At 59.5% G+C, this 23,370-nt stretch carries 13 protein-coding genes; 3 read left to right on the top strand and 10 right to left on the bottom strand.

Features of this window, described 5'->3' with window-relative positions; genetic code table 11:
• The gene (aspS, locus tag R6W86_RS14080; protein WP_410329993.1) at positions 1 to 1,800 is read right to left on the bottom strand and encodes an aspartate--tRNA ligase; all 1,800 of its coding nucleotides are present in this window, start codon (positions 1,798 to 1,800) and stop codon (positions 1 to 3) included.
• 333 nt (positions 1,801 to 2,133) lie between these two features.
• Here aspS and fabR point away from each other — a divergent pair, with 333 nt between their 5' ends.
• Entirely contained in the window at positions 2,134 to 2,748 is a 615-nt protein-coding gene (gene fabR, locus R6W86_RS14075) for an HTH-type transcriptional repressor FabR (protein WP_410329992.1), read from the top strand.
• A gap of 7 nt (positions 2,749 to 2,755) precedes the next feature.
• Here fabR and R6W86_RS14070 read toward each other — a convergent pair whose 3' ends face one another.
• From R6W86_RS14070 to tadA, 4 genes are read right to left on the bottom strand one after another with little or no spacing between them, the layout of a single operon-like run.
• Complete coding sequence (locus R6W86_RS14070) at positions 2,756 to 3,175, bottom strand: HIT domain-containing protein (RefSeq protein WP_410329991.1); 420 nt, start codon at positions 3,173 to 3,175, stop codon at positions 2,756 to 2,758.
• Between the two features lie 3 nt (positions 3,176 to 3,178).
• On the bottom strand, positions 3,179 to 4,525 hold the full coding sequence (locus R6W86_RS14065; RefSeq protein WP_410329990.1) for a UDP-glucose dehydrogenase family protein: 1,347 nt from the start codon (positions 4,523 to 4,525) through the stop codon (positions 3,179 to 3,181).
• Positions 4,526 to 4,567: 42 nt separating this feature from the next.
• Complete coding sequence (galE, locus tag R6W86_RS14060; RefSeq protein ID WP_410329989.1) at positions 4,568 to 5,563, bottom strand: UDP-glucose 4-epimerase GalE; 996 nt, start codon at positions 5,561 to 5,563, stop codon at positions 4,568 to 4,570.
• Between the two features lie 9 nt (positions 5,564 to 5,572).
• Positions 5,573 to 6,073: a tRNA adenosine(34) deaminase TadA gene (tadA, locus tag R6W86_RS14055; RefSeq protein ID WP_410329988.1), complete on the bottom strand. Its 501-nt coding sequence runs from the start codon at positions 6,071 to 6,073 to the stop codon at positions 5,573 to 5,575.
• A gap of 457 nt (positions 6,074 to 6,530) precedes the next feature.
• Here tadA and R6W86_RS14050 point away from each other — a divergent pair, with 457 nt between their 5' ends.
• The gene (locus R6W86_RS14050) at positions 6,531 to 7,595 is read left to right on the top strand and encodes an endonuclease/exonuclease/phosphatase family protein (RefSeq protein ID WP_410329987.1); all 1,065 of its coding nucleotides are present in this window, start codon (positions 6,531 to 6,533) and stop codon (positions 7,593 to 7,595) included.
• A 33-nt stretch (positions 7,596 to 7,628) separates the two neighbouring features.
• Here R6W86_RS14050 and R6W86_RS14045 read toward each other — a convergent pair whose 3' ends face one another.
• The 3 genes from R6W86_RS14045 to R6W86_RS14035 form a co-directional block, all read right to left on the bottom strand.
• The gene (locus R6W86_RS14045) at positions 7,629 to 8,894 is read right to left on the bottom strand and encodes a DUF2254 domain-containing protein (RefSeq protein ID WP_410329986.1); all 1,266 of its coding nucleotides are present in this window, start codon (positions 8,892 to 8,894) and stop codon (positions 7,629 to 7,631) included.
• Positions 8,891 to 11,344: a catalase gene (locus R6W86_RS14040; protein WP_410329985.1), complete on the bottom strand. Its 2,454-nt coding sequence runs from the start codon at positions 11,342 to 11,344 to the stop codon at positions 8,891 to 8,893. Before R6W86_RS14040 ends, R6W86_RS14045 begins: the two co-directional genes overlap by 4 nt.
• 147 nt (positions 11,345 to 11,491) lie before the next feature.
• Positions 11,492 to 12,040, bottom strand: coding sequence for a hypothetical protein (locus R6W86_RS14035; protein ID WP_410329984.1), 549 nt, complete (start codon positions 12,038 to 12,040; stop codon positions 11,492 to 11,494).
• A 323-nt stretch (positions 12,041 to 12,363) separates the two neighbouring features.
• Between R6W86_RS14035 and R6W86_RS14030 the strand changes: the two genes are divergently transcribed.
• The gene (locus R6W86_RS14030) at positions 12,364 to 12,498 is read left to right on the top strand and encodes a hypothetical protein (RefSeq protein WP_410329983.1); all 135 of its coding nucleotides are present in this window, start codon (positions 12,364 to 12,366) and stop codon (positions 12,496 to 12,498) included.
• Positions 12,499 to 12,541: 43 nt separating this feature from the next.
• Here R6W86_RS14030 and R6W86_RS14025 read toward each other — a convergent pair whose 3' ends face one another.
• Both R6W86_RS14025 and guaA read right to left on the bottom strand, forming a co-directional pair.
• Positions 12,542 to 21,091 (bottom strand): GH36-type glycosyl hydrolase domain-containing protein, encoded by an 8,550-nt coding sequence (locus tag R6W86_RS14025; RefSeq protein WP_410329982.1) that lies wholly within the window; start codon positions 21,089 to 21,091, stop codon positions 12,542 to 12,544.
• Between the two features lie 692 nt (positions 21,092 to 21,783).
• The gene (guaA, locus tag R6W86_RS14020) at positions 21,784 to 23,361 is read right to left on the bottom strand and encodes a glutamine-hydrolyzing GMP synthase (RefSeq protein ID WP_410329981.1); all 1,578 of its coding nucleotides are present in this window, start codon (positions 23,359 to 23,361) and stop codon (positions 21,784 to 21,786) included.
• Between the last annotated feature and the right edge of the window lie 9 nt (positions 23,362 to 23,370).

Below are 23,370 nucleotides of genomic sequence, written 5' to 3'. Positions count from 1 at the left end.
TTACTCGTCACCCTCGGCCTTGTTGCCCTCAACCGGCTTGGCAGAACGGCGCAGGCGGATGTGCAGCTCACGCAGCTGCTTCTCGTCAACCTCGCCCGGCGCCTGGGTCATCAGGCAGGTCGCGCTCTGGGTTTTGGGGAAGGCAATCACGTCACGGATTGAGGATGACCCGGTCATCAGCATGACCAGGCGATCCAGGCCGAACGCCAGACCACCGTGTGGCGGGCAACCGAACTTCAGGGCATCCAGCAGGAAGCCGAACTTGGCACGGGCCTCTTCCTCGCCGATTCCCAGGATGCGGAACACCGCTTCCTGCATTTTCTCGTCGTGGATACGGATGGAACCGCCGCCGAGCTCGGTGCCGTTCAGGACCATGTCATAAGCGCGGGACAGCGCGTTGGCCGGATCCGCAGCCAGATCTTCCGGTGAGCAGGACGGCGCGGTGAACGGGTGGTGAATCGCGGTCAGCCCGCCATCCGGGGTTTCCTCGAACATCGGGAAGTCCACAACCCACAGCGGCGCCCACTCGCAGGTCAGCATGTTCAGGTCGTGACCCAGCTTCACGCGCAGAGCGCCCAGCGCTTCGTTGACGACCATGGTCTTGTCGGCACCGAAGAACACGATATCGCCGTCTTCCGCACCCACGCGCTCCATGATGGCCTGGGCCACGTCGTCACCGAGGAACTTGATGATCGGAGACTGCAGACCTTCAACACCCTTGGCCAGTTCGTTGACCTTGATGTAGGCCAGGCCCTTGGCGCCATAGATTCCGACAAACTTGGTGTAGTCGTCGATCTGCTTACGGGTCAGCTCGCCACCCTTCGGTACACGCAGAGCTGCGACACGGCCTTTCGGATCCCTGGCCGGGCCGGCGAAGACCTTGAAATCCACGCTCTCGACCAGGTCATTGACGTCCACCAGTTCCAGCGGAATACGCAGGTCCGGCTTGTCGGAGCCGAAGCGCTGCATGGCTTCAGAGTGCGGCATGCGGGGAAATTCCGGCAGGCTGACATCGAGAACATCCTTGAACAGGGAGCAAACCATGTCTTCGTTCAGCTCCATCAGGGTCTGCTCATCGATGAAAGACGCCTCGATGTCCACCTGGGTGAATTCCGGCTGACGGTCGGCCCGAAGGTCCTCGTCCCGGAAGCACTTGGCAATCTGGTAATAACGGTCAACACCGGAGACCATCAGCAGTTGCTTGAACAGCTGCGGGGACTGCGGCAGCGCGAAGAAGGAACCTTCGTGGGTACGGCTCGGCACCAGGTAGTCACGAGCACCTTCCGGAGTTGCACGGGTCAGGATCGGGGTTTCCACGTCCATGAAGCCGCGGCTGTCCAGGAAGTTCCGGATATAGCTGGTGACCCGGGAGCGGAACCGCAGGCGGTTGATCATCTCCGGACGACGCAGATCCACGAAGCGGTAGCGCAGGCGTACATCCTCGCCCACGTCCACGTGCTCGTCCAGTGGGAACGGCGGTGTGGCGGCAGCGTTCAGAATGGTCACTTCCTTGCCCAACAACTCTACCTGGCCGGTAGGCATGTTGTTGTTCTCGGTACCCGCCGGGCGACGACGCACGCGGCCGGTAACCTTGATGACGAATTCGCTACGGACCTTCTCGGCCAGGGCGAAGCTCTCAGGGGTGTCCGGGTCGACAACCACCTGGGACATACCATCCCGATCTCGCAGATCCAGGAAGATAACCCCACCATGGTCACGGCGGCGGTGTACCCATCCGCAAAGTGTGACTTCCTGATCGATGTGGGATTCGTTGATCCCACCGCAATAATGACTGCGCATACCGGTTCCCGTTACGTTAGATGTATTCGAAACTTTTTCGTGTCTTGCCGCCTCGGGTGGGGTGACCCTTTCCGAAACACGCTGTGGATACGTCCCTGTACGCTCTGCTCCGCCATTCATGGCTCCGCAAGGTTTCGGAAAGGGTCACCCCACCTGAGGCTACTTGATTCGTGGCCGCTAAAATTTTTGCGACCTTACTGGAAAAGCGGCCCATTATAAACACAATGGGTCTGAAAATCAGGCGTGCTGGTGTGCAAATCCGGCGCCCGGATGACTGTATGGTTCCAGCCGGCTAGAATGCCCCCTCTTCTCACCAACAAACGGAGTCTGAAGTTGGCCACCAGAGCGGAGCAAAAACTGAAAACCCGACGCGCATTGATGGACGCTGCGCTCTCGCAGCTCAGTGCCGACCGGGGGTTTGGCAGTTTGAGCCTGAGAGAAGTGGCCCGCGAAGCAGGTATCGCCCCAACTTCGTTTTACCGCCACTTCTCGGAACTGGACGAACTCGGACTCGCCCTGGTGGACGAAGGCGGTGTCGCCCTGCGCCAGCTCATGCGCCACGCCCGCAAACGTATCGCCCGGGACGGCAGCGCCATTTCCACCTCGGTGGATACGTTCATGGAGTATCTGGGCAACAACGCCAATCTGTTTCGGTTGATGCTTCGGGAGCGAACCGGTGTTTCGAAGCCGTTCCGGACTGCGGTGAAGGCGGAGATCGATCACTTCGTGACGGAATTGGCCGACGATCTGCGGCGCTTTGCCGAGGAACAGGGCAAACCGCTGTCTGACGCGCGTGTGGTGGCCGAGGCGATGGTGACGCTGGTTTTCAACCAGGGTGCGGAGGCGCTCGATGCCACACCGAAAGAAAAGGAAGAGCTGAAGGTGAAGCTGAAAACGGAGCTTCGGATGATCCTGCTGGGATCGCAGACGCTGGCCCGGAGGCGATGAGGCCAGCTCAGGCCAGGCTTGCCAGCACCGGCTCCAGAGCCTGCTTCATTCGCGCAAGCTGAGTTTCCTCATAGGGTACCGGAGTCTGGGTACCCCACACCGGCCCCGGCCACGCCGGATCCCCTTCAAACCGCACGATGTGGTGGACGTGAAGCTGCGGCACCATATTGCCCAGTGCCGCCACGTTCATCTTGTCCCCTTTGAACGCCTCCATCATGGCGCGGCTCAGCGCGGATGACTCGGCCATCAGCCTTTGCTGCTGCGTTTCGGAAAGCTCATAGATCTCCCGGATACCGGCGATCGCCGGCACCAGGATAACCCAGGGCCAGGTTTTCTCGTTCATCAACTGCACTTCACACAGACGGGTCCTGCCCAGCAGGATGGTGTCTGCTGCCAGCCGCTCATGTAACTCGAATTCCCGGCTCATCGATCACACCACCGAGTGGAACTGGTTACGGCCGCGGCCGATGGCGTAGTAGATCAGGCCATAGCGATCGAGCATTTCCGGCTCGTACAGGTTACGACCATCGAAGACCACCGGGTCCCGCAGGTTGGCGGCCACCACGTCGAAATCCGGGGAACGGAATTCCTTCCATTCGGTGCAGATGGCCAGCACATCGGCGCCCTTGAGCGCTTGCTCCTTGGTTCCGCACAGAGTCAGACCCGGCTGGTCACCGTAGATGCGTTGGGTTTCTTCCATGGCTTCGGGGTCGAAGGCCTGTACCGAGGCACCGGCTTTCCAGAGGTCTTCCATCAGCGTACGGGAAGAGGCCTCGCGCATGTCATCGGTATTAGGTTTGAATGCCAGTCCCCACAGGGCAACAACCTTGCCCTCGAGGTTGCCCTGGAAATGATGGCTGATCTTGTCGAACAGCACATGTTTCTGAGCATAATTTACCTCTTCCACCGAGTTCAGCAGCCGGGCGTCATAGCCGCAGTCACGGGCGGTACGGGCCAGAGCCTGAACATCTTTCGGAAAGCAGGAGCCGCCGTAACCGCAACCGGGGTAAATAAAGTGGTAACCGATACGGGGATCGGAACCGATACCCCGACGTACCGCCTCGATATCGGCGCCGAGGCGCTCGGCCAGGTTGGCGATTTCGTTCATGAAACTGATCTTGGTGGCCAGCATGGAGTTGGCGGCGTATTTGGTCAGTTCCGCCGAACGGATATCCATGAAGATCATCCGGTCGTGGCTGCGGTTGAACGGGTAATAGACTTCCCGCAGCAAATCCGCCGCCTTCTCGCTGTCGGTGCCGACAATGATGCGATCCGGCTTCATGAAATCGTTGATGGCCGCGCCTTCTTTCAGGAACTCGGGGTTGGAGACCACATCGAATTCCAGCTCAAGGCCGCGGTGGTCCAGCTGTGCCTGCACGGCAGCGCGAACCTTGTCGCCGGTGCCGACCGGAACCGTCGATTTGTCAACTACCACCTTGTAGTCATCCATGTGCTGGCCAATGGATTTGGCAACGGCGGTCACGTACTGCAAGTCTGCCGAGCCGTCCTCATCGGGCGGTGTTCCTACCGCAATGAACTGCAATGCGCCATGTTTTACCGCCTCTTCGGTATCGGTGGTGAAAGCCAGGCGGCCCGCTTCCACGGTGTGCCGGACAATTGAGTCCAGGCCCGACTCGTAGATGGGAATCAGGCCGTTGCGCAGTTTGTCGATCTTGCCCTGGTCCACGTCCATACACAGGACATGATGGCCGACGTCCGCCAGACAGGCACCCGTCACCAGCCCAACATATCCGGTACCGAAAATTGTAATCTTCATGGGTTACTTTCCAAACGTATCCAAATGGGTAAATATCAGAGCTCAGTGGTCGCCGGAGGCTTTTTTCTTCTGCCAGATCGCTTCCCAGGCCAGCGCAGTCCGGACAATGGTTTCCAGATCATCGTAGTCCGGCTCCCACTCCAAAGTGCCGCGGATCAGAGTGTTATCCGCCATCAACGCGGCGGGGTCGCCCGCGCGCCGGTCGGTCTCGGTCACCGGGAAATCCACACCGGACACCCGCTTGACCACATCGATGACCTCGCGCACGGTGAAGCCCCGCCCGTAACCGCAGTTCAGGACCTTCGATTCGCCACCGCTCACCATGTGATCCAGCGCCATGACATGAGCCTTGGCAAGATCCTCTACGTGAATGTAATCGCGAATACAGGTGCCATCCCGGGTGTCGTAGTCCGTGCCGAACACACTCATACCTTCCCGTTGTTCGGTGACACACTCGCTGGCGACCTTAATCAGGTGGGTAGCTTCCGGAGTCGCCTGCCCCAGCAGACCGTCAGGATTGGCGCCGGCGACGTTAAAATACCGCAGGATGACGTAATTCAGACTTGAGGCAGCCGCCAGATCCATGATCATCCGCTCGCTCATCATCTTGGACGCGCCGTAGGGATTGATCGGAGCCAGCGGCAGGTCTTCGGTAAGGACCTGCTGCTCCGGCATGCCATAAACCGCAGCCGTGGACGAAAACACCATGTATGGAACCTGGTACCGCTCGACGGCCTTCAACAGATTCAGGGTGTTGCGGGTGTTGTTGCTGTAATACTTGAGGGGATTTTCAACCGATTCCGGAACGACGATATTGGCCGCGAAATGCAGGACGGCGTCGAAGCGATGCTGGCTGAAAAGGTCCGCGATGGCTGCTTCGTCCGCGAGGTCGCCCACCACCAGCTCACCACAGGTGACAGCCCAGCGATACCCTGTGGACAGGTTATCGAAAACAACAATATCGTGGCCGGCTTCGCCCAACTGCCTGACCACGTGACTGCCTATATAGCCGGCACCGCCGGTTACCAGAACTTTCATGATCGGTAATCACTCCTTCCCTGAAAACAACTGCCTCCGGCGACGGCTGTCTGCCCGCCGCCGGGCGAAAAAATCTCTGATAATGCCACTGCACCGGTCCGCCAGAACGCCGCCGACGAATTCAACATGCCAGTTCAGGTGTTCCTCTTCCAGCGTTCGCCGGGCGGACTCCACCGCCCCGGCTTTCGGCTCGGCTGCACCGTATACCAGACGGCTTACGCGGCTGTGCACGATGGCGCCCACGCACATGGTACAGGGCTCAAGGGTGACGTAAAGCGTGGCACCCGGCAACCGGTAATTTCCGACCCGGCGGGCGGCATCCCGCAGCGCTCTTATTTCCGCGTGGGCGGTAGGATCGCACCCGCTGATCGGAGCGTTGAAGCCGGCTCCGATTTCCCGGCCATTCAACACCACTACGGCCCCCACCGGAACCTCACCGGCGGAGGCTGCCTGCCCCGCCAGTTTGAGAGCACGGTCCATCCAGGCCTGGTCTTCACCTTTGCCAGTCATTATTTCCTACCTATATTGATTCGGCGGTGATTTTCTCCTGACTGGCGTGCTCGCACAAGCGGTGGAAGCCGCTTCACATCAAAATTGCAGCTATTCCCTTGGTGCGCCAGCGAACCGACTGGCCAACTTCTAGGGCGCACGTTGGAACCTCATCCTGAGTTCCGTGCCGCACGGCAATTCACTCCCTGTTCCGAATGAAGCCGGGGAAGCAAAGCTTTGATGAATCGGTCAAACAGGACGTTTTGTCCGATTACAACACCATCTCGCCGGCGTAAACCCGGAGTCGTGAGTAAATGGTGAGTGCGGTAACGCACAGTGACCGTGCAGGGGCAGGTATAGGATTTGTGTACTGACGCCCGAAACGTCTGAATTATCTGGAGGCAGGAATCATGGTTGCCGCTCTCTATGCAGTGGCCGGCATTAATTTGTGCTCGTCCGGGAAGCCCCTTCAAACATTATGAAGCTGGTTCTGGTTGCTCTGGCACTGCTGGTCGTCGTCGCCACCGCCCTGCCATTTCTGCGCTTCGACCAATGGTGGATTCGTGTACTGGATTTTCCACGAGGTCAGATTGCTATCACAGGCATCATACTGGTTACTGTGTATCTCTTTTTCTGGAACCCGCACCGCATCTACGAATCTGTCATTCTGGGCCTATTGGTGCTGGCCGTAGGGTATCAGGTCGTAAAAATGTTTCCGTACACGGTACTGATGCCCAAGCAGGTAATGAATGCTGAATCCTACTCGGATGAAGCCAACCTGAAGTTACTCGTCGCAAACGTTCTGATAGACAACCGGGAGTCGGAAGCTTTCCTGGAGGTTGTGCGCGATTATGATCCGGATGTGATCCTGACTGTGGAGACAGATGACTGGTGGGAGGAAGCGCTCAGGCCACTGGAAGATACCTATCCGCACACACTCAAAAACCCGCTCAACAACACCTATGGCATGCTCGTGTACAGCCGACTTGAGATAATCAATGCCAGCATCCGGTTTATTCTCAAAGACAGCATACCGTCGATGCACATGCAGGTGGTGTTGCCCTCCGATGACCGGGTTTCTATGCACTTCGTACACCCCGATCCCCCCAACCCCAAGTACGCAACCGAAACCACGGAACGGGATGCGGAATTGTTGATCGTGGGCCGGGAAGTCGAGAAGCACGATAAGCCCACCATTATTGCAGGCGATTTTAACGATGTAGCGTGGTCCTACACCACAACGCTGTTCCAGAAAGCCAGTGGCCTGCTCGACCCCCGTATCGGCCGCGGCATGTACAGCACCTACAACGCCAGGATCCCGCTCTTGCGCTGGCCCCTCGATCACGTCTTCCACTCTGACCATTTCAAACTTGTCCGCATGGAGAAGGGGCCTGCGTGGGGATCCGATCATTTTCCTGTTTTCATCGAACTGAGCCTGGAGCCAGAAGCGGAAGCTGAGCAGGAAGAGCCGGATACCAACCATGCAGAGGCTGAAAAGGTAGAAGAAAAGATCGTTGACGGTAAGCAGCGAGCGAAGGAATGAGTGTGCCGGGAGGGACGTCCCTGTTACGGGACACTAGGGGGCTGCCCTGCGCACCGCTTCGATGTCTTCCTGGAGTGACAAGGCATGCTCCGAGCGGGCCAACGCCATTCGTGAATGCTTTCTGGCAGCGGCTACCATTGCATCGTCATTTATTTCGGCCAGCGCGCAAAACGCTTTCTGCAGCCGGATGGAGACTTCAACCATACCTGCACCGTCACGGGCGATGGCCGTAAAGGCGTCATCGAACAGGTCGCTGATCGCCAGCTCCGGAACCAATACCCGGTCAAAGGTGATTGCCTGGAGCCGTTCCTTTTCGGGCGGGGATTGCCAAAGCGTAAACAGCCTTACCAAAGTGCCAATGACGTCAATCGCGGTTCCCGGGTCATTAACGCCGGGCGACAGCGCCTTGTCTGCAATTTCGGACAAGGCGATGAGCCCGAAGCGGGGGTCGTCTTCAAAGGTACGATTGGAACTGATCGTGAAGGCACGGGTAGCCGTGTCTGGCTTGAACGTCTCAGTGCACCCCTCGATACGAAGCAGCGGTTGATGTGTCGTCACAAATTTACCAGGCAGTGCGGTGACCATCATTCGGCAATTGAGGGCTTCAGCAACGGATTGCAAAGCCTGCAGGTCAATATGCTGGACATAACCAACCGTTGTTGAACACACAGGTACACCTGTGTCTCCGGCGTGATCTGGTGAAATAGCTAGAGCGCCCAGTGTGGGAGCATGGCGACGACGGTCCAGGGCATCACGGGCTGCTTTTTCGACTTGTTCGATGGTGTTCACCACTCGGCCCAGCCGTGCGATTCTGTCCACCCATCGAACGAACGTGATGATGACAATGGTGAACACCAGCAGTGTAAGCACGAAGATTGCAAACCGGCCGGCTGACTCAAACAGGTCATTCTGGATTGCGATCAGGGAAACAATACTGAAGATGAAGGCGCCGATAAACGCCGACAATGCGTTCTGGGTAACGTCATCGGCGATGATTAGCGGGATGGAACGGGGTGTTGAACCGGTACTGGCAGAGGCATACGCCGCCACCATGGAGCCTACGGCAAACGTCGCGATAACCAGCATGCTGGAGGCCATGATGGACAGCAGCGACTCGACCGATTTCAGGGTGACCTCGGGCAATACTCTGGAAAGCCCCGAGTCGTCCGCCAGCATGGCGATGAATGTACCGCCAATGGAAAGTACGCAGAGGGCCAGTGGCCTGACCCATAAGCGCTCCTTGATCCGACTAAAAACAAAACGCAGCCGGTCCGCACTCCAGCTTGGCGATGTCGTCATATCTTGGGCGGATCACTGTCCCGCGAAAAGTGGCGATGAGCGGCGACTGCATTGATGAATGCCGGCGCAACCTCGCTCGCATTGGCGCCCTCTGCCAGCAGTATTCCCTTATCTCCATCCAGGCCCGATTCAATGCCGGCCATTTTCAGCAGTTCGCGCCCGGCACCCAGGGCAAGAATCGTTTTACAGTGCCTGAACTGGTTCATCACAAACTCCACCGTTCCTCCGTTACCCGCCAGTGCCTCGACCGCCACGCCGCCATCGGGTATCACCAGCGCATCGAACAGGAATCCCGGTGAATTCTCCATCGATTTATCCGCTTCTATCTCTCCACCGGAGTCACCGACGAACAGGCCTACCCGAGGCCCCACGAAATGAACCACTGCGCCCTTGTCGACCAGCGCACTATAAAGGCTGGCAAGAGAAGCATGGTGGACGCCATCTTCAACCAATACAGCAATCTGACGTGTCCGGATACCGCATTCACCTGGCCGCGCCATCAGCGACAATGCAGGCGAAACCGTCACCTCCGGCGGCTGCGATTCGGCCAGGGCTTTGGGCATGGCTTCGGGCACTGCCATGCCCAGCCCATCCGCGACCTCTGCAGCCAGCTCCAGCGAAACGTTGACCAGCGACGACAACATCCGCTTGCGGATGGCAGGAACGCCCACCTTGCTCAGCTCAAACCGGAATGCAGCTGCTATATGCGCTTTTTCTACCGGTGTCTGGCTGTCGAAAAACAGGGTGGCCTGGGCGTAATGCTCTGCGAACTTTTCCGGTTTTCCACGGACTTTGTCTTCCGCATTGGTGTCGGGGAAAGACACGAATCCTGCCGTTCCGGCCTGGAAGGGGCAGCCACCGGCCAGCGAATTCGGTTCGTACGCAACGCGCCCGCGATGCAGCGCCTGACGGTGCATGCCGTCACGTTGGTTGTTCTGTACCGAGGCGAGCGACGAATTGATCGGAATCTCGTGGAAATTGGGGCCGCCGAGTCGCGTGATCTGCGTATCTGAATAGGAATGGATTCGACCAGCGAGTAACGGATCATTGGAAAAATCGATGCCCGGTATGACATGCGCCGTGCAGAACGCAACCTGCTCGGTTTCCGCAAAGAAATTGTCAGGGTTGCGGTTAAGCACCATTTTCCCCACGGGCGTAATCGGCACCAGTTCTTCCGGCACTATCTTGGTGGAGTCGAGCACATCGAAGCTGAAGCCTTCGGCCTGTTCCTCCGTAAATATCTGTAGCCCAAGCTCCCATTCCGGAAACTCACCCGATTCGATGGCCTCCCACAAATCCCGGCGATGAAAATCGGGGTCCGCGCCCGAGATCTTGACGGCCTCATCCCAGAGCAGTGAATGGGTACCCTGGAGCGGCGTCCAGTGAAATTTGCAGAAGACCGACTCACCCTGCTCGTTGACCAGGCGGAACGTGTGCACACCAAATCCCTGCATCATCCGATAGCTGCGTGGTATTCCGCGATCCGACATTACCCACATCAAAACGTGCGTGGACTCCGGCATCAGTGAGACGAAGTCCCAGAAGGTGTCATGGGCCGACGCCGCCTGAGGCATGCCGTGGTGCGGTTCTGGTTTCACGGCGTGGACAAGGTCGGGAAACTTCATGGCATCCTGGATGAAGAAAACCGGGATATTGTTACCGACCAAGTCCCAGTTGCCTTCGTCGGTATAGAACTTCACCGCGAAACCACGGATATCACGGGCGGTGTCTTTCGAGCCACGTTCGCCGGCGACCGTGGAAAAGCGTGCGAATACCGGCGTCTTCTTGCCTTTCTCGGCGAAGGGCGCGGCGCGCGTGTATTTGGTCAGTGCATCATAGGCTTCGAAATACCCGTGCGCTGCCGAGCCGCGGGCATGGACAATACGCTCCGGGATGCGTTCGTGGTCAAAGTGAGTGATTTTCTCCCGCAGAATGAAGTCTTCAAGCAACGAAGGCCCCCGCAATCCGGCCTTAAGGGTGTTCTGATTATCGCCAATGGGAACGCCCTGGTTCGTCGTCAACGACCGATCGCTTGGGTCCACCCGGACTCGTTCCAGGGATTCGATGGTTTCGTTGGTTCCGAGCTGCGCTGCGCCACCGGTTTTTGCAGTCCCGGATTCCTCTGTGAGTGTGCTCGCGGTCAGCCTGCTGGAGCCTGGTTCAACGGTCACTCCGGTCGGTGGTGACAGGGCATTGTCATGACCGTGCTCCAGTTCCTTGATGCTGTTATAGGCCATAGCCGCAACGAATTCGTCGATTGCCTTGCCATGCTCGGCCACCACATCATTAGTACTGAGCACCCCGCCATGTTTCTGCCCTGCCGTGGCGGACTTATTACCATTGTCTTTCACTCGTGACGACCGGGTCGGTTTTTTGTTCGCAGCCATCATGGCTCTCCGGGAAATTGGGGATGTGGACAATCGAGATCCGCTCGAACCGCCAGCATTCATGGATTTTCATGTCACGGCTGCAAGCTGTCCCGGGCTCCAACCCGGCGACCTGCCTGGCGTCCGCCGCCTATACGGGCGTGGGGCCAATGACGGACAGCTGGCCACTGGCCCTGACGCCAACCTCACCAAACAGCGCCTTAACGTGCTTCAGAAGTTGTAGCCCAGGCCTACGGTATAGGCCCAGATTCCGTCGTCCTGGAACGCATCGGTGGCATCATCGGTATCGCTGAACAGGAATTGATACTCAGCGCGGGCGAGGAAAAAGGTCTTCTTCTGCACGTAGTACTTTAAACCCGTTTCCAGGCCAGCGAAGGCACTGTCCTTGACCCCATCACCGTAAATGCCGCCAAGGCTGGCGCCCACGAAGGGTCGCGCACGATCATCAAGAAATTGATGGTTGAGGTAACCACGGGTTGAGCCGTTCCAGAAATCGTCCGTGACACCTTCCCCTTCGATGTCGGCGTAATTGATGCTTTGGCGGACGCCGGCAACCATATTATCCCTCAGATACCAACCAAGATCGCCGGTGACTCCGAAGCTGCCGCTGTTGAAATCCCGGTCGTTACTGCCGGTACCAGAGAGGGAAAACTCCCGCTCGCCTTCCTGTGGGCCGAACTCTGAGGACTGTGCGGATGCTGCCATGGGTAGTGCGCCGAGAAGGCAGATACTGATTACCGCAGTTTTGACTCTGATCATGACAAATTCCTTACCTGGATTACCGAAATTGCGCCTGTTCATTCCTGGCGCGGACCATGTCCCAGCGGATACTGCGGTATTTAACCGCCGCGAACTCACACCCTCAGGATCGGTGCCCGGGCACCAGTGCGTCTGTGCGAAAACACACATAAGCGCATGAAATGATAAGAACCGACGGGTTTGTTTTGGTAACCCAGGCTTCAGTCTGACAACGCACAGACCAGATCAGCCGCTTTACATATCCTGAGATCCTCACCCTGGTTCCGGAGAAGTCAGGGTGAGAGGCAATAACGCTAACGAATTAACTATGTGGAGATCAGCTCATGAACAACAATCAGGCCGACAGTCATAAGGACAAGGCGAAAGATAAACCCCGGAAACAGGGTGGCAAATCAGGAACCGTGCTGGGCGAGATCAATGACGACAGCCGGAAAAAAGGCGGCAAGGATAAACGCTAAACCATTCAACGACAGAACCGACGAGTAGCCGGGCTGCTACCGACTACGAGCCGCCCAGGTCTACTTCGACAAAGTGCTCCTGGCGGTCGTCGGTCAGCGGAATGCGTGTATCGGTAAGCCTGTTCCCGTCCACAGTCACACAGGTTACCCGTCCTGAAAATTCACCCATGCGCCTGACGGTGATGTGGTAGACGGTATCTACGTAGCGGTAGTGAATATTGTAGCTTTCCCAGGCAGCCGGAACACAGGGTGCAATGCGCAGGTGGCCGCCTTCCAGATGAAGCCCCAGCAGCGTTTCTACAGTCAACCGGTACATCCAGCCTGCCGCCCCCGTGTACCACGTCCAGCCACCACGGCCGATATGCGGCGACACACCGTAGATATCCGCGCACATAACGTATGGTTCGACTTTGTAGCGTTTGATTGCCTCAGGCTTGCTACCGTGGTTAACAGGATTGAGCATGGCAAAAAGTTCCCACGCACGCTCGGTGTCGCCCAGCATGGCAAACGCCATCGTAGTCCAGACTGCGGCATGCGTGTACTGGCCCCCGTTCTCCCGTACTCCAGGTATGTAGCCCTTGATGTAGCCTGGCTCGAGGGATGACTTGTCGAAGGGCGGGTCGAGCAGCTGGATGATCTGTTGGTCACGGCGCACCAGGCGCTGGTCTACCGCCATCATCGCCTGACGTGCCCGTTGCGTGTCGCCGCTTCTCGAGATCACCGCCCAGCTCTGGCTGATCGAATCAATCTGGCATTCGTCGTTACTGGTTGAACCCAGGGGGGTACCGTCGTCGAAATAAGCGCGCCGATACCAGCCGCCATCCCAAGCCTGGGCCTCTATGTTGCTGCGCAGTTCTGTCGCCTGGGTACTGCACAGCTCGGCAAAATCCTGATCATTGCGATCGCGGGCCAGGCTGGCAAACAACTCGAGATTCTCGACCAGGAACCAGGCCAACCATACGCTCTCGCCGCGGCCGTCCTTGCCCACGAGGTTCATGCCGTCATTCCAGTCGCCGCAGCCCATCAGCGGCAAATGATGGGGGCCGAAGCGCAGTCCGTACTTGAGCGCACGCACGCAATGCTCGTACAGGCTGGCCGTCTCAGGAGAGCGTTGCGGCTGGTCGTAGTAAGCCTCCTCCTCTGCATACAATTCACGCCCTTCCAGGAAATGGACAGGCTCGTCGAGCACGCCGGTATCGCCGGTCGCCCGCACATAGCGGCAGGTGGCATAAGGCAGCCAAAGGTAGTCGTCGGAAAAATGGGTACGTACGCCCTGCCCGCTCGGCGGGTGCCACCAGTGTTGCACATCACCCTTGAGGAACTGGCGACCGGCGTGCCGGACCAGCTGCTCGCGGGCAAGCCATGGCGCTGCGTGGATCAGCGCCATGGTGTCCTGCAACTGGTCGCGAAAACCAAAGGCACCGCCAGACTGATAGTAGCCGCTGCGTCCCCACAACCGGCATGACAGGGTCTGGTAAACCAGCCAACCATTGGCCAACACGTTCAGCGCTGCGTCCGGCGTGTCGACATTAACCGCGCCCAGGGTGTGGTTCCAGTATTCCCATACCGCCTCCAGCGCTTGCCGCGCGCCCGCCTGGCCACCGAATTGCTGGACCAGATGGCGGGCCTCATCGGCATTCCCCGCCGCGCCGAAGACCAGTACGATTTCGTGTTCCTGGCCGGCGCCCAGTTCGATCCGGGCCTGGATCGCGGCGCACGGATCGAGGCCGGCGCCGGTCCTGCCCGACAGCCGCTTCCGACGCATCGCCGCCGGACTGGCCAGCGCACCGTTACGGCCGATAAATTCGGTGCGGTTTCCGCTTACCGTCCGCTCGCGCTCGCTGATCTGTGCGAACACCACCCGGTTGGCACATTCGCGACCGTAGGCATTGCGGGCGAACAACGCGCCAGTGTGCAGGTCGATTTCGGTGACGATGTGCATCTGGTTAGCATGCCGCCACTCGCCCAGCACCAGCTCCCAGAACCCGGTGAGCGACAGGCTGCGCGCACGCTTCGACTCGTTGCTCAGCTTGACCACTACGAATTTGACCGGCGCATCCATGGCGACATAGGTGTAGAGCTCCGAGGCGATGCCAGCCTCAAAGTGCTCGAACACGCTGTAGCCGAAGCCGTGCCGGCACACGTAGCCGGAGCGGCCACGGGCAGGCAGCGGCGTTGGCGACCAGAAAGCACCGGTTTCTTCATCGCGGATGTAGAACGCCTCGCCGCTGCTGTCGGAGATCGGGTCGTTGTACCAGGGGGTGAGGCGGAATTCATGCGCATTTTCCACCCATGTATAGGCACTGCCGCTCTCACTGACAACAGTGCCAATGTGAGGGCTGGCGATGACGTTAGCCCAGGGCGCCGGCGTAGTCTGTCCGGGTTCGAGGGTGACGACGTATTCGTGACCATCGGGGGTAAAGCCACCAACGCCATTGCTGAAAATCAGCTCACGCGGCTCCAGCGGATAAACAGTTTCGGCGCCCGCCTGCTGCGAAGGTTTCAACAGGTCTGATCGGCGTCCTGCCGATACCCGGCGATCCACCTGCTCGATCAGCGTCTCGGCGGCATCGCTGAAGACAATGCGGGACACGGTCTGCAGCAGCACACGCTCGTCCTCGGTAAGTTCTTCAGCACGACGCACGAAGACCCCGCCCTGTTTATCGACTACCTGCGCTTCGGGCCCCGCATTGATCAGCCCCATGATCAGGTCCTGCAGCTCCGCCCGATAGCCGGAGAAACCTTCGTTGACGATCACCAGGTCGGCAGCCAGGCCCTTCATTCGCCAATAGGCGTGCGCCTGCACCACCTGCTTGACCAGATTGATGCGGTTGAGGTCGCCGATGAACAGCAGGACGATCGGCAGATCCCCCGAGATGGCAAAGCGCCACAGTCCTGACTGCCCCAACTGGTTGCGGGCGATGATATCCGGCGCCGCGCGGCGCAGGGCATTGCCGTAAATGACAGAGTTGGCCAGGCGGCCAAATTTCTGGGCATCGGCTTCGGTTACATTGAGGTGCCGCAGCACCTCCTGGCTCTGGAACCAGGCCATCTCGAACGCGCGCTCGACGAAGTGGCGGTCGCAGTATTTCTCGAGCAGCGTCAATGCTGCCTCGCGCGTTTCAGCAACACCGGAAATGATCTGTACCCTTGCCGATTCATCCGGGGTCAGGGTCAGCGTGCTACGGATTGCCACACAGGGGTCAAGCACCGCCCCCTGCGTGTTCGACAAGGCTGATGGCCGGTCTTCGCTGTCCATCACCATCGGATTGGCTGCCGTGCGGCCCCGTCCAATGAAACGGGCCCGGTCGGTCTCACAGGATGGCTCGTCGGCTACCGAGCCGGGCGTGGCCAGCAGGTGAAACATCCAGGGCACCTGCTCGCCTGGTGTGCGGGGGCGTCGGGTACAGAGGATTGCCCGCCGCCCGGTCAGGATTTCAGTCTGTACGAACAGATTGCTGAACGAGCGATGGGCCAGGTCTGCGTTGAGCGGCGCCAACACAACCTCTGCAAAGCTTGTCACCTCAATGTGGCGGGTGCGGGTCGACTGGTTAGTAAGCTTGACGCGACGAATCTCAACATCGTCTTCCGGTGACACACAGAGCTCAGTGTGTGCTTCGATCGCATGGTCACGCCGCCGGTATTCCGCGCGCCCCTGCACAAAGATCGCTTCATAGTGATCGGCCTGGCGCAGAGTCGGTTGGTGCGCCGTCGACCAGTATGTTCCGCTGTCGCGGTCACGCAGGTAGATAAAGGTGCCCCAGTTGTCGGAAGTGGCGTCCTCGCGCCAGCGGGTAACGGCAAGGTCACCCCAGCGGCTGGTGCTGCCGCCAGTATGGGTCGCCATCACGTGATAACGGCCGTTCGACAGCAGGTGAACTTCGGGGAGCCGGGTTTCGGTGTCGGTAAACACGCGCATGGTTGCGCCGGCTTCTGCGCTGGGCGGGCGGGCGGCGGCGCTGGCTTCGGCCGCGTGCGGGTGCAGGGTTTCGCCTCGCTTCGGCACCCGCTCCTGCAGCAGCAATTCGGTTGCCCGCGCGAGCGGGTCGGACATGAAGCGGCGCTGCATCGGCTGGTGGAGCAAGACATGGGCAAAGGCCAGCAGGCTCATGCCCTGGTGGTGTGCCATAAAAGTCTGCACGATGGCGTGCGACTTGCCCCGGGGGACACGGGTGGGCGTGTAGTCAATCGCCTCGTAGAAACCGTAGGCGGCAAGGAAATCCTGATCAGCCAGCGCCTGCAGATTGCGGCAGGCTTCCCGCGGCATCACTGTCAGTGCCAGTGCGCTGGCGTAGGGTGCGATCACTATGTCGTCGCCCAGCCCACGCTTGAGGCCGAGGCCAGGTACACCGAAGGCCCGGTACTGGTAAACCTGATCGAAGTCGGTGGCGTTATAGCAGGATTCGGAAATACCCCAGGGCACCGCGCGTTGACGGCCGTATTCGATCTGGCGCGACACGGCAGCCTTGCAGGTCTGCTCCAGCAGGGTACTGGTGTAGCTGGGCATTATCAGCTGAGGCATCAGGTATTCGAACATAGAGCCGCTCCACGAAATCAGGCTGACGTCGCCACCATGACTGGTCAGCAGACGGCCGAGCGTGAACCAGTGCTTCTGCGGCACCTGTCCCTGAGCGATAAGCAGGAAGCTGGCCAGGCGAGTTTCCGAAGCCAGAAGGTCGTAGCAGGCTGGATCGCGGCGGCGTTCACTGACGTCGTAGCCGATGGTCAGGAGGCCGCGCTCAGCATCGTAGAGAAATTCGAAATCCATTGCTGCCAGATCCTGGCAACGATTCACCAGGTCATCGATTAGGTCGAGCTGTGCCTGCGCGCCTGCTCCATCGGTGCGGCCATTTGCAGCGGCCAGCTCCATCCGGGTTGGAAGCGCACTGCCCTGCCACGACTCGGGAACCAGACTTCCGAGTTCATCGCGAAGCGCACGGAATTGCTGGTCGAAAGCCTGCACCCAGTAAACCAGTTCGCCATCAATATCGACATCCACCGGTAGCCAGGAAAACAACGCTCTGTCGGTGCGCAGAATCTGGTCCAGCGCGCTGACGGCGGCAGCCAGTGTCAGCGGCTGTCCCTTTAATGTGAGGTCGTGCAGGGTGTCTTGCAGCGCGCGGATGTGTTCCGCCAGTTCGGGGGCCGGTGAGGCAGGCAGCTGTTCGGCCAACACCTGCACGGTGTCCTGCAGGCCCTGCAACGCACTGAGCGACAGCACCGGCTGGTCCTTCAGCTCGGCCAGCCCCGCCTGCAGGGTGAGAAGGCTGCCGGCCAGGTTGCCGCTGTCTACCGAAGAGACGTATTGCGGGTTAAGCGGTTGCAGCGTTCGGGTGTCGTACCAATTGTAAAAATGGCCGCGGTAACGTTCCAGCTTTTCCATTGTGCTGAGTGTATTGTCGATGCGCTGCAGACATTCCCCCACCGTGAGATAACCGAAATCGACCGCAGCCAGGTCGGCCAGCAGCGACATGCCGATGTTGGTGGGTGAGGTGCGCGACGCGATGGTCGGCGCAGGATAGACCTGGAAATTGTCAGGCGGCAGCCAGTTGTCGTCCGGGCCGACGAAGTCCGCAAAGTAGCGCCAGGTGCGACGGGCCGCAGCGCGCAGAAAGACTTGTTGCTCCACGCTCAAGCCCGGACTGGCGGCGACCAGCGGCCGGCTGATCCACCAGCCGACGACGGGCGCCACCAGCCACAGCAGCAAGATGGGGCCTGCGACCAGCCCCGCCGCCAATGTGCTCCCCACCACAACCAGGGCCACGCCCACCCCCACCGCGAGAACCGGCGCAACCCACATTTCCCGGATAAAATCAGTCAGCGACCTGCAGGCGTTGCGGCGTGCGTAGCCGGGCAATTGCCATATCAACAGGCCACGGCGCGTAAACGGCATGCGCGCACCCGAGCGCCAGATCGCTCCCAGGACAATTCGGGTGTCATAGGGCAAGAAGACCAGGGTCAGGAGGGCAAGCGCGATCGGACGGCCGGCGGATTTTCCGGTCTGGCTCAGGTGCAGCAACCACTCAGATTCTTCGGGCTTGCGAATCAGCTCGATCAGGGTGGACAGCATGGGGGGCAGGAACAACACCGCCACAACCAGCACCGTCCACACCCACACAGGGCCCGGACCAACAAGCCATCCCCCCACCAGAAGACCAAGGAGCGCCGGCGCCACCAGGCTGCGTCGCAGGTTGTCGAAAATCTTCCACAGCGACAGCGCTGACAGCGGATTCGCCTGCCGCTTTGATCTCGCGCCATTTCCGTCAGGTGGTCCCGGCACGCGCGGCAGCAGCCAACCAGCAAGCTGCCAATCGCCGCGAACCCATCGGTGGCGCCGGCTGGACTCGGTGGCAATACTGGCCGGTTGCTCCTCAATGAGGTCGACATCGGTTACCAGGCCCGAACGCGCGTAGCCGCTTTCCAGCAGGTCATGACTGAGGATGAGATTCTCCGGAAAGCGTCCATCAACGGCCTGACGAAACGCATCGACATCGTAGATGCCCTTACCGATGAACGAGCCTTCCCCGAACAAGTCCTGGTAGACATCCGACACTTCGCGCGTGTAGGGGTCGATGCCCGAGTCACCCCCGAAAAGTCTGGAAAATCGTGACTGGCCAGCGCTGGTCAGGCTGATCGATGCGCGCGGCTGCAGAATCGCATAGCCTTCTACGATACGCCCCCTGGCGTCATCGTAAACCGGCCGGTTGAGTGGATGCGCCAGGTTGCCGATCAGGGTGTGCGCCGTGTCGCGGGGCAATTGCGTATCGGTGTCCAGGGTGATGACGTACTGGATCGAGGTAAGGATGGACTGATCGCCGACGATGTCCGAGAAAGCGGTGTCCTCCCCGCCCCGGAGCCGGGCGTTGAACTGCTCGAGCTTGCCGCGCTTGCGCTCGTAGCCCATCCACACCCGCTCGAACGGATTCCACAGGCGCGGCCGGTGAAACAGATAGAAGATGCAGGGGTGATCATCGCGGTAGGTTTCATTAAGTGCTTCGAGCGCTGCGCGTGCATAGGCAAGTAAAGCCACCTCTTGCGGCAGTGTTTGCTCGGGCGCATCGGGAAAATCTGTCAGCAGGGCGAAGTACAGATTGGGATCGCGATTGCCCAGATAGCGTATCTCCAGGGCTTCGATCAAACGATCGACCTCATGCCGACTGCCCAGCAACGTGGGTACCACCACCATGGTGCGGTGAACGTCGGGAATACCCTGTGAGAAATCCAGTCGTGGCAATGCACGCGGTGGCAACAACACCGTGACCGCCAGGTTAACCAGCGCGACCGCCAGCGCCGAGGCACTGATCATGGCAGTGATTGCAATGAACCAGTAGCGCCAGTCAGTGGGTGCGAGTCCATCAAGCGTATAAAGCACGCCTGCCGTCGTGAGCAACGTCAGTAACAGGATAGCGCCGAGATAGAGTGGCAGGCGGAAAGGCCGGCTCGCCCGTTTCACGCGGGTTGTAAACGACGGGCAGCAGCCGACCGCACGCTCCAGATGTGGGCGTCCCCGATCAATCAGATAGTAGCCTACATGCGCGCTGCGGTCTTGCCGGCCCCGCTGCGCGGCACCCGCCTGCGCGAGAACAATGGCTTTCCGAGCCACCGCCGCTTCGTTACCGCCGCTGCCCCGCGCAACATCCTCGATAACATGTCGGTAGCGGTCACGGGTGGCGAAATCCTGGCTGGCGTGCATACCTGACGGGTCTTCGCACAGGGTTTTTTCGACGACACTCAGCGTCTCGACATAATGCTTCCAGTCCATGGCGCCGATGAAGCGAAGGCTGCCAATGCTGTTGGCGATGGATATCTGGTTGGCGGCGGCCGTCCGCCCGGCCGCCTCCGACAACTTCGTTGCGGTCGTACCCTGCTCAAGCAATTTCTGTTCGACCCAGGTTTGCACGAACGCCATGGCGGGCCCCTGCGCCTGGAGCCGGTCGTAAAACTCTTCCACAAACGACGCAGTCAGCGGTACATCAGCATGGGCAAACTCGGCCAGCAACTGGATCAACTGCTTGGGCTCACTTTCTGCCGCGTCAAGCATGCGGTCTGCCCACCTGATGGCTGCGTCGCGCTCCTCGCGCCGTTGGGCGATGCGTACGCCGACGCGGCGCAGATTCTCCAGCAGCGCCAGCTTCAGCATAATGGGGAAGGCCCACAACTCGCCCAGTTTCAGGGGTTCTACAGTCTGGTAGGCGGCGACGAATTGGGTGACATTGTCGCTGTCGACCCGACCATCCATGTGGGAGATCAACTCCAGCGCCAGGCCGTATATCCGGGGAAAACCGGCAGATTCTCCATCAGCCAGGCGTGGCAACTGGCGGCTGTACCCGCGAGGAAGATGCCGTCGCGCCAGGCCGATCTGCTGTTCAATCAGATAGAAGTTGTCAAGCAACCAGGCTTCAGTGGGCACGATCCGTTGCCCCGTCGTTGCGGCTGCCGTAACGACGTCGTAAGCTGCCAGCAGAACACGGGCGTTGTCTGCCAGACGCGGCAGCAACCTGTCCGCCCCCGGGCTTGGATCAATTTGATGCTGTCCCGCCAGGGTGACTGCATGACGCTTCAGTTGCTCAATACTGAACAGCTCCGCGCGCAACAGCTCGGTATCCCGGTCATGGCGCAGCCCATTCCCTGTGCGTGCCCAGAATCTGAACGCTTTGATGGTTATCGCTCCCTGCTAACCCTCTGGATGGTCAGGGGCAAGCCCTGGCCATATCACCGGTATCTACCGAAAATGCACCAGTGTTCTGTCTGGCTTTAAGTGGCGGTCGATTCAGTCTTAATGAATCATATGTTGTTCCGGCTGGTATTGGGGTCGTCTAGATAAAAAAACGTAGCATAGGAAGGACGTTTCAGCCACCAGAGCCGCTACCAACGCGCATTTATAGAGAGTTACAGGGATGGCATACCGGGCACTCAATGGATGGGGCTTTTTTTGTACCTCTATACTCCAACGATATAGTGCTCAACAAATCCCGGACAATAATCTAAGGTTCTCCGCAGCAGCAGAAATGCCATTGCTGAATGAGCGAGGTCGATCCAATGGATTCGGATGCCGTGGCAGTGGAAGTGAGATGGAAGAACCGCCTCGCAGCCCCCGGGAATCCTTGCTGACCCGAGCCCACTGGACGGAGATCACGGGATTTGCTGCGCTCATGGCAGTCTGTGTGTTGGTCGGTTGGGGGTTGGGGCATGGGTGGTCGGGATTCTGGTTGGTGAAAATGGGGTCAGATGAAAGCTTTCATCTGACCCCGTCTTCATGCCTCCCCGCTCAGCCCGGGCTACAGATCATTCCCACTCAATGGTCGCCGGCGGCTTCGACGAGATGTCGTAGGTCACCCGGGATACACCGCTGATCTCGTTGATGATCCGGTTGGAGACTTTCTCCAGAAGATCGTACGGCAGGTGCGCCCAGCGGGCGGTCATGAAATCGATGGTCTCGACGGCGCGCAGGGCCACCACGTACTCGTAGCGGCGGGCGTCGCCGACGACACCTACGGACTTGACCGGCAGGAAGACGGCAAAGGCCTGGCTGGTCTTGTGGTACAGGTCGGCACGGTGCAACTCTTCCAGGAAGATAGCATCGGCACGGCGGAGAATGTCCGCATATTCCTTCTTGACTTCACCCAGGATACGGACCCCCAGGCCCGGCCCCGGGAACGGGTGACGGTAGACCATGTCGTAGGGCAGGCCCAGTTCGAGACCAATCCGACGGACCTCGTCCTTGAACAGCTCCCGGAGCGGCTCCACCAGCTTCATCTTCATGGTTTCCGGCAGACCGCCCACGTTGTGGTGGGACTTGATCACATGTGCCTTTCCGGTCTTGGAAGCGGCAGACTCGATCACATCCGGATAGATGGTGCCCTGGGCCAGCCAGTTCACGTCCCTGATATTGGCTGCCTCATCGTCGAACACGTCGATAAAGGTGTTGCCGATGATCTTGCGTTTCTGCTCCGGATCATCCACGCCCTTCAGCTTGGACAGGAACAGGTCCTCGGCGTCCACGCGAATGACTTTCACGCCCATGTTGCTGGCGAACATGTCCATGACCTGATCGCCTTCGTGGAGACGCAGCAGGCCGTTATCGACAAACACACAGGTCAGCTGCTCGCCGATGGCCTTGTGCAGCAGCGCTGCGGTTACCGAGGAGTCCACACCGCCGGAGAGACCGAGAAGCACCTTCTCGTTGCCGACCTGCTCGCGGATCTGCCGCACCGCATCGTCCACGATCTTGGCCGGCGTCCACAGTGCCTCACAATTACAGATAGCCAGTACAAAGTGCTCGAGAATGCGCTTGCCCTGGAGGGTATGGGTTACCTCCGGGTGGAACTGCACACCGTACAGATTACGACTGGTATCCTGCATGGCGGCAATCGGGGCGCTCTCGGTGGAGGCCAGCAGATCGAAGCCCTCCGGCATGGCCACAACCTTGTCACCGTGGCTCATCCACACGTCCAGCAAGGACTCTCCGGCTGGCGTAAGATGGTCGGTAATATCTGCCAGCAGCGGGCCCTTGGCACGCACCTTGACCTGGGCATAGCCGAATTCCCGCTTTTCGGAACTGGCCACACGACCGCCGAGCTGCTCAGCCATGGTCTGCATGCCGTAGCAGATACCCAGTACCGGGATGCCGCGATCAAACAGACCCTCCGGAGCCCGGGGGCCACCCAGTTGGGTTACGGATTCCGGGCCGCCCGCGAGAATGATGCCCTTGGGATTGAACTCTTTGAGTTCTTCATCGGTGATATCAAAGGCCTTGATCTCACAGTACACGCCGATTTCCCGGATGCGGCGGGCAATCAGCTGGGTGTACTGGGAACCGAAATCAAGAATCAGGATACGGTGGTCGTGGATGTTCTGGGCCATGGAGTCCTC

The sequence above is a fragment of the Marinobacter sp. genome, assembly GCF_046484525.1.
In the GTDB taxonomy this organism is placed as follows: Bacteria; Pseudomonadota; Gammaproteobacteria; order Pseudomonadales; family Oleiphilaceae; genus Marinobacter.
The sequence above is the reverse complement of the archived record's forward strand: the minus strand, read 5'-3'. Positions and strand labels throughout refer to the sequence as shown.

What these genes read in the sequence shown, in the direction of transcription:
- galE (WP_410329989.1), bottom strand. Translation starts at nt 5,563, where the DNA reads ATGAAAGTTCTGGTAACCGGCGGTGCCGGCTATATAGGCAGTCACGTG.
- R6W86_RS14070 (WP_410329991.1), bottom strand. Translation starts at nt 3,175, where the DNA reads ATGAGCCGGGAATTCGAGTTACATGAGCGGCTGGCAGCAGACACCATC.
- guaA (WP_410329981.1), bottom strand. Translation starts at nt 23,361, where the DNA reads ATGGCCCAGAACATCCACGACCACCGTATCCTGATTCTTGATTTCGGT.
- aspS (WP_410329993.1), bottom strand. Translation starts at nt 1,800, where the DNA reads ATGCGCAGTCATTATTGCGGTGGGATCAACGAATCCCACATCGATCAG.
- tadA (WP_410329988.1), bottom strand. Translation starts at nt 6,073, where the DNA reads ATGACTGGCAAAGGTGAAGACCAGGCCTGGATGGACCGTGCTCTCAAA.
- R6W86_RS14065 (WP_410329990.1), bottom strand. Translation starts at nt 4,525, where the DNA reads ATGAAGATTACAATTTTCGGTACCGGATATGTTGGGCTGGTGACGGGT.
- R6W86_RS14040 (WP_410329985.1), bottom strand. Translation starts at nt 11,344, where the DNA reads ATGAATGCTGGCGGTTCGAGCGGATCTCGATTGTCCACATCCCCAATT.
- R6W86_RS14050 (WP_410329987.1), top strand. Translation starts at nt 6,531, where the DNA reads ATGAAGCTGGTTCTGGTTGCTCTGGCACTGCTGGTCGTCGTCGCCACC.
- R6W86_RS14035 (WP_410329984.1), bottom strand. Translation starts at nt 12,040, where the DNA reads ATGATCAGAGTCAAAACTGCGGTAATCAGTATCTGCCTTCTCGGCGCA.
- R6W86_RS14030 (WP_410329983.1), top strand. Translation starts at nt 12,364, where the DNA reads ATGAACAACAATCAGGCCGACAGTCATAAGGACAAGGCGAAAGATAAA.
- R6W86_RS14045 (WP_410329986.1), bottom strand. Translation starts at nt 8,894, where the DNA reads ATGACGACATCGCCAAGCTGGAGTGCGGACCGGCTGCGTTTTGTTTTT.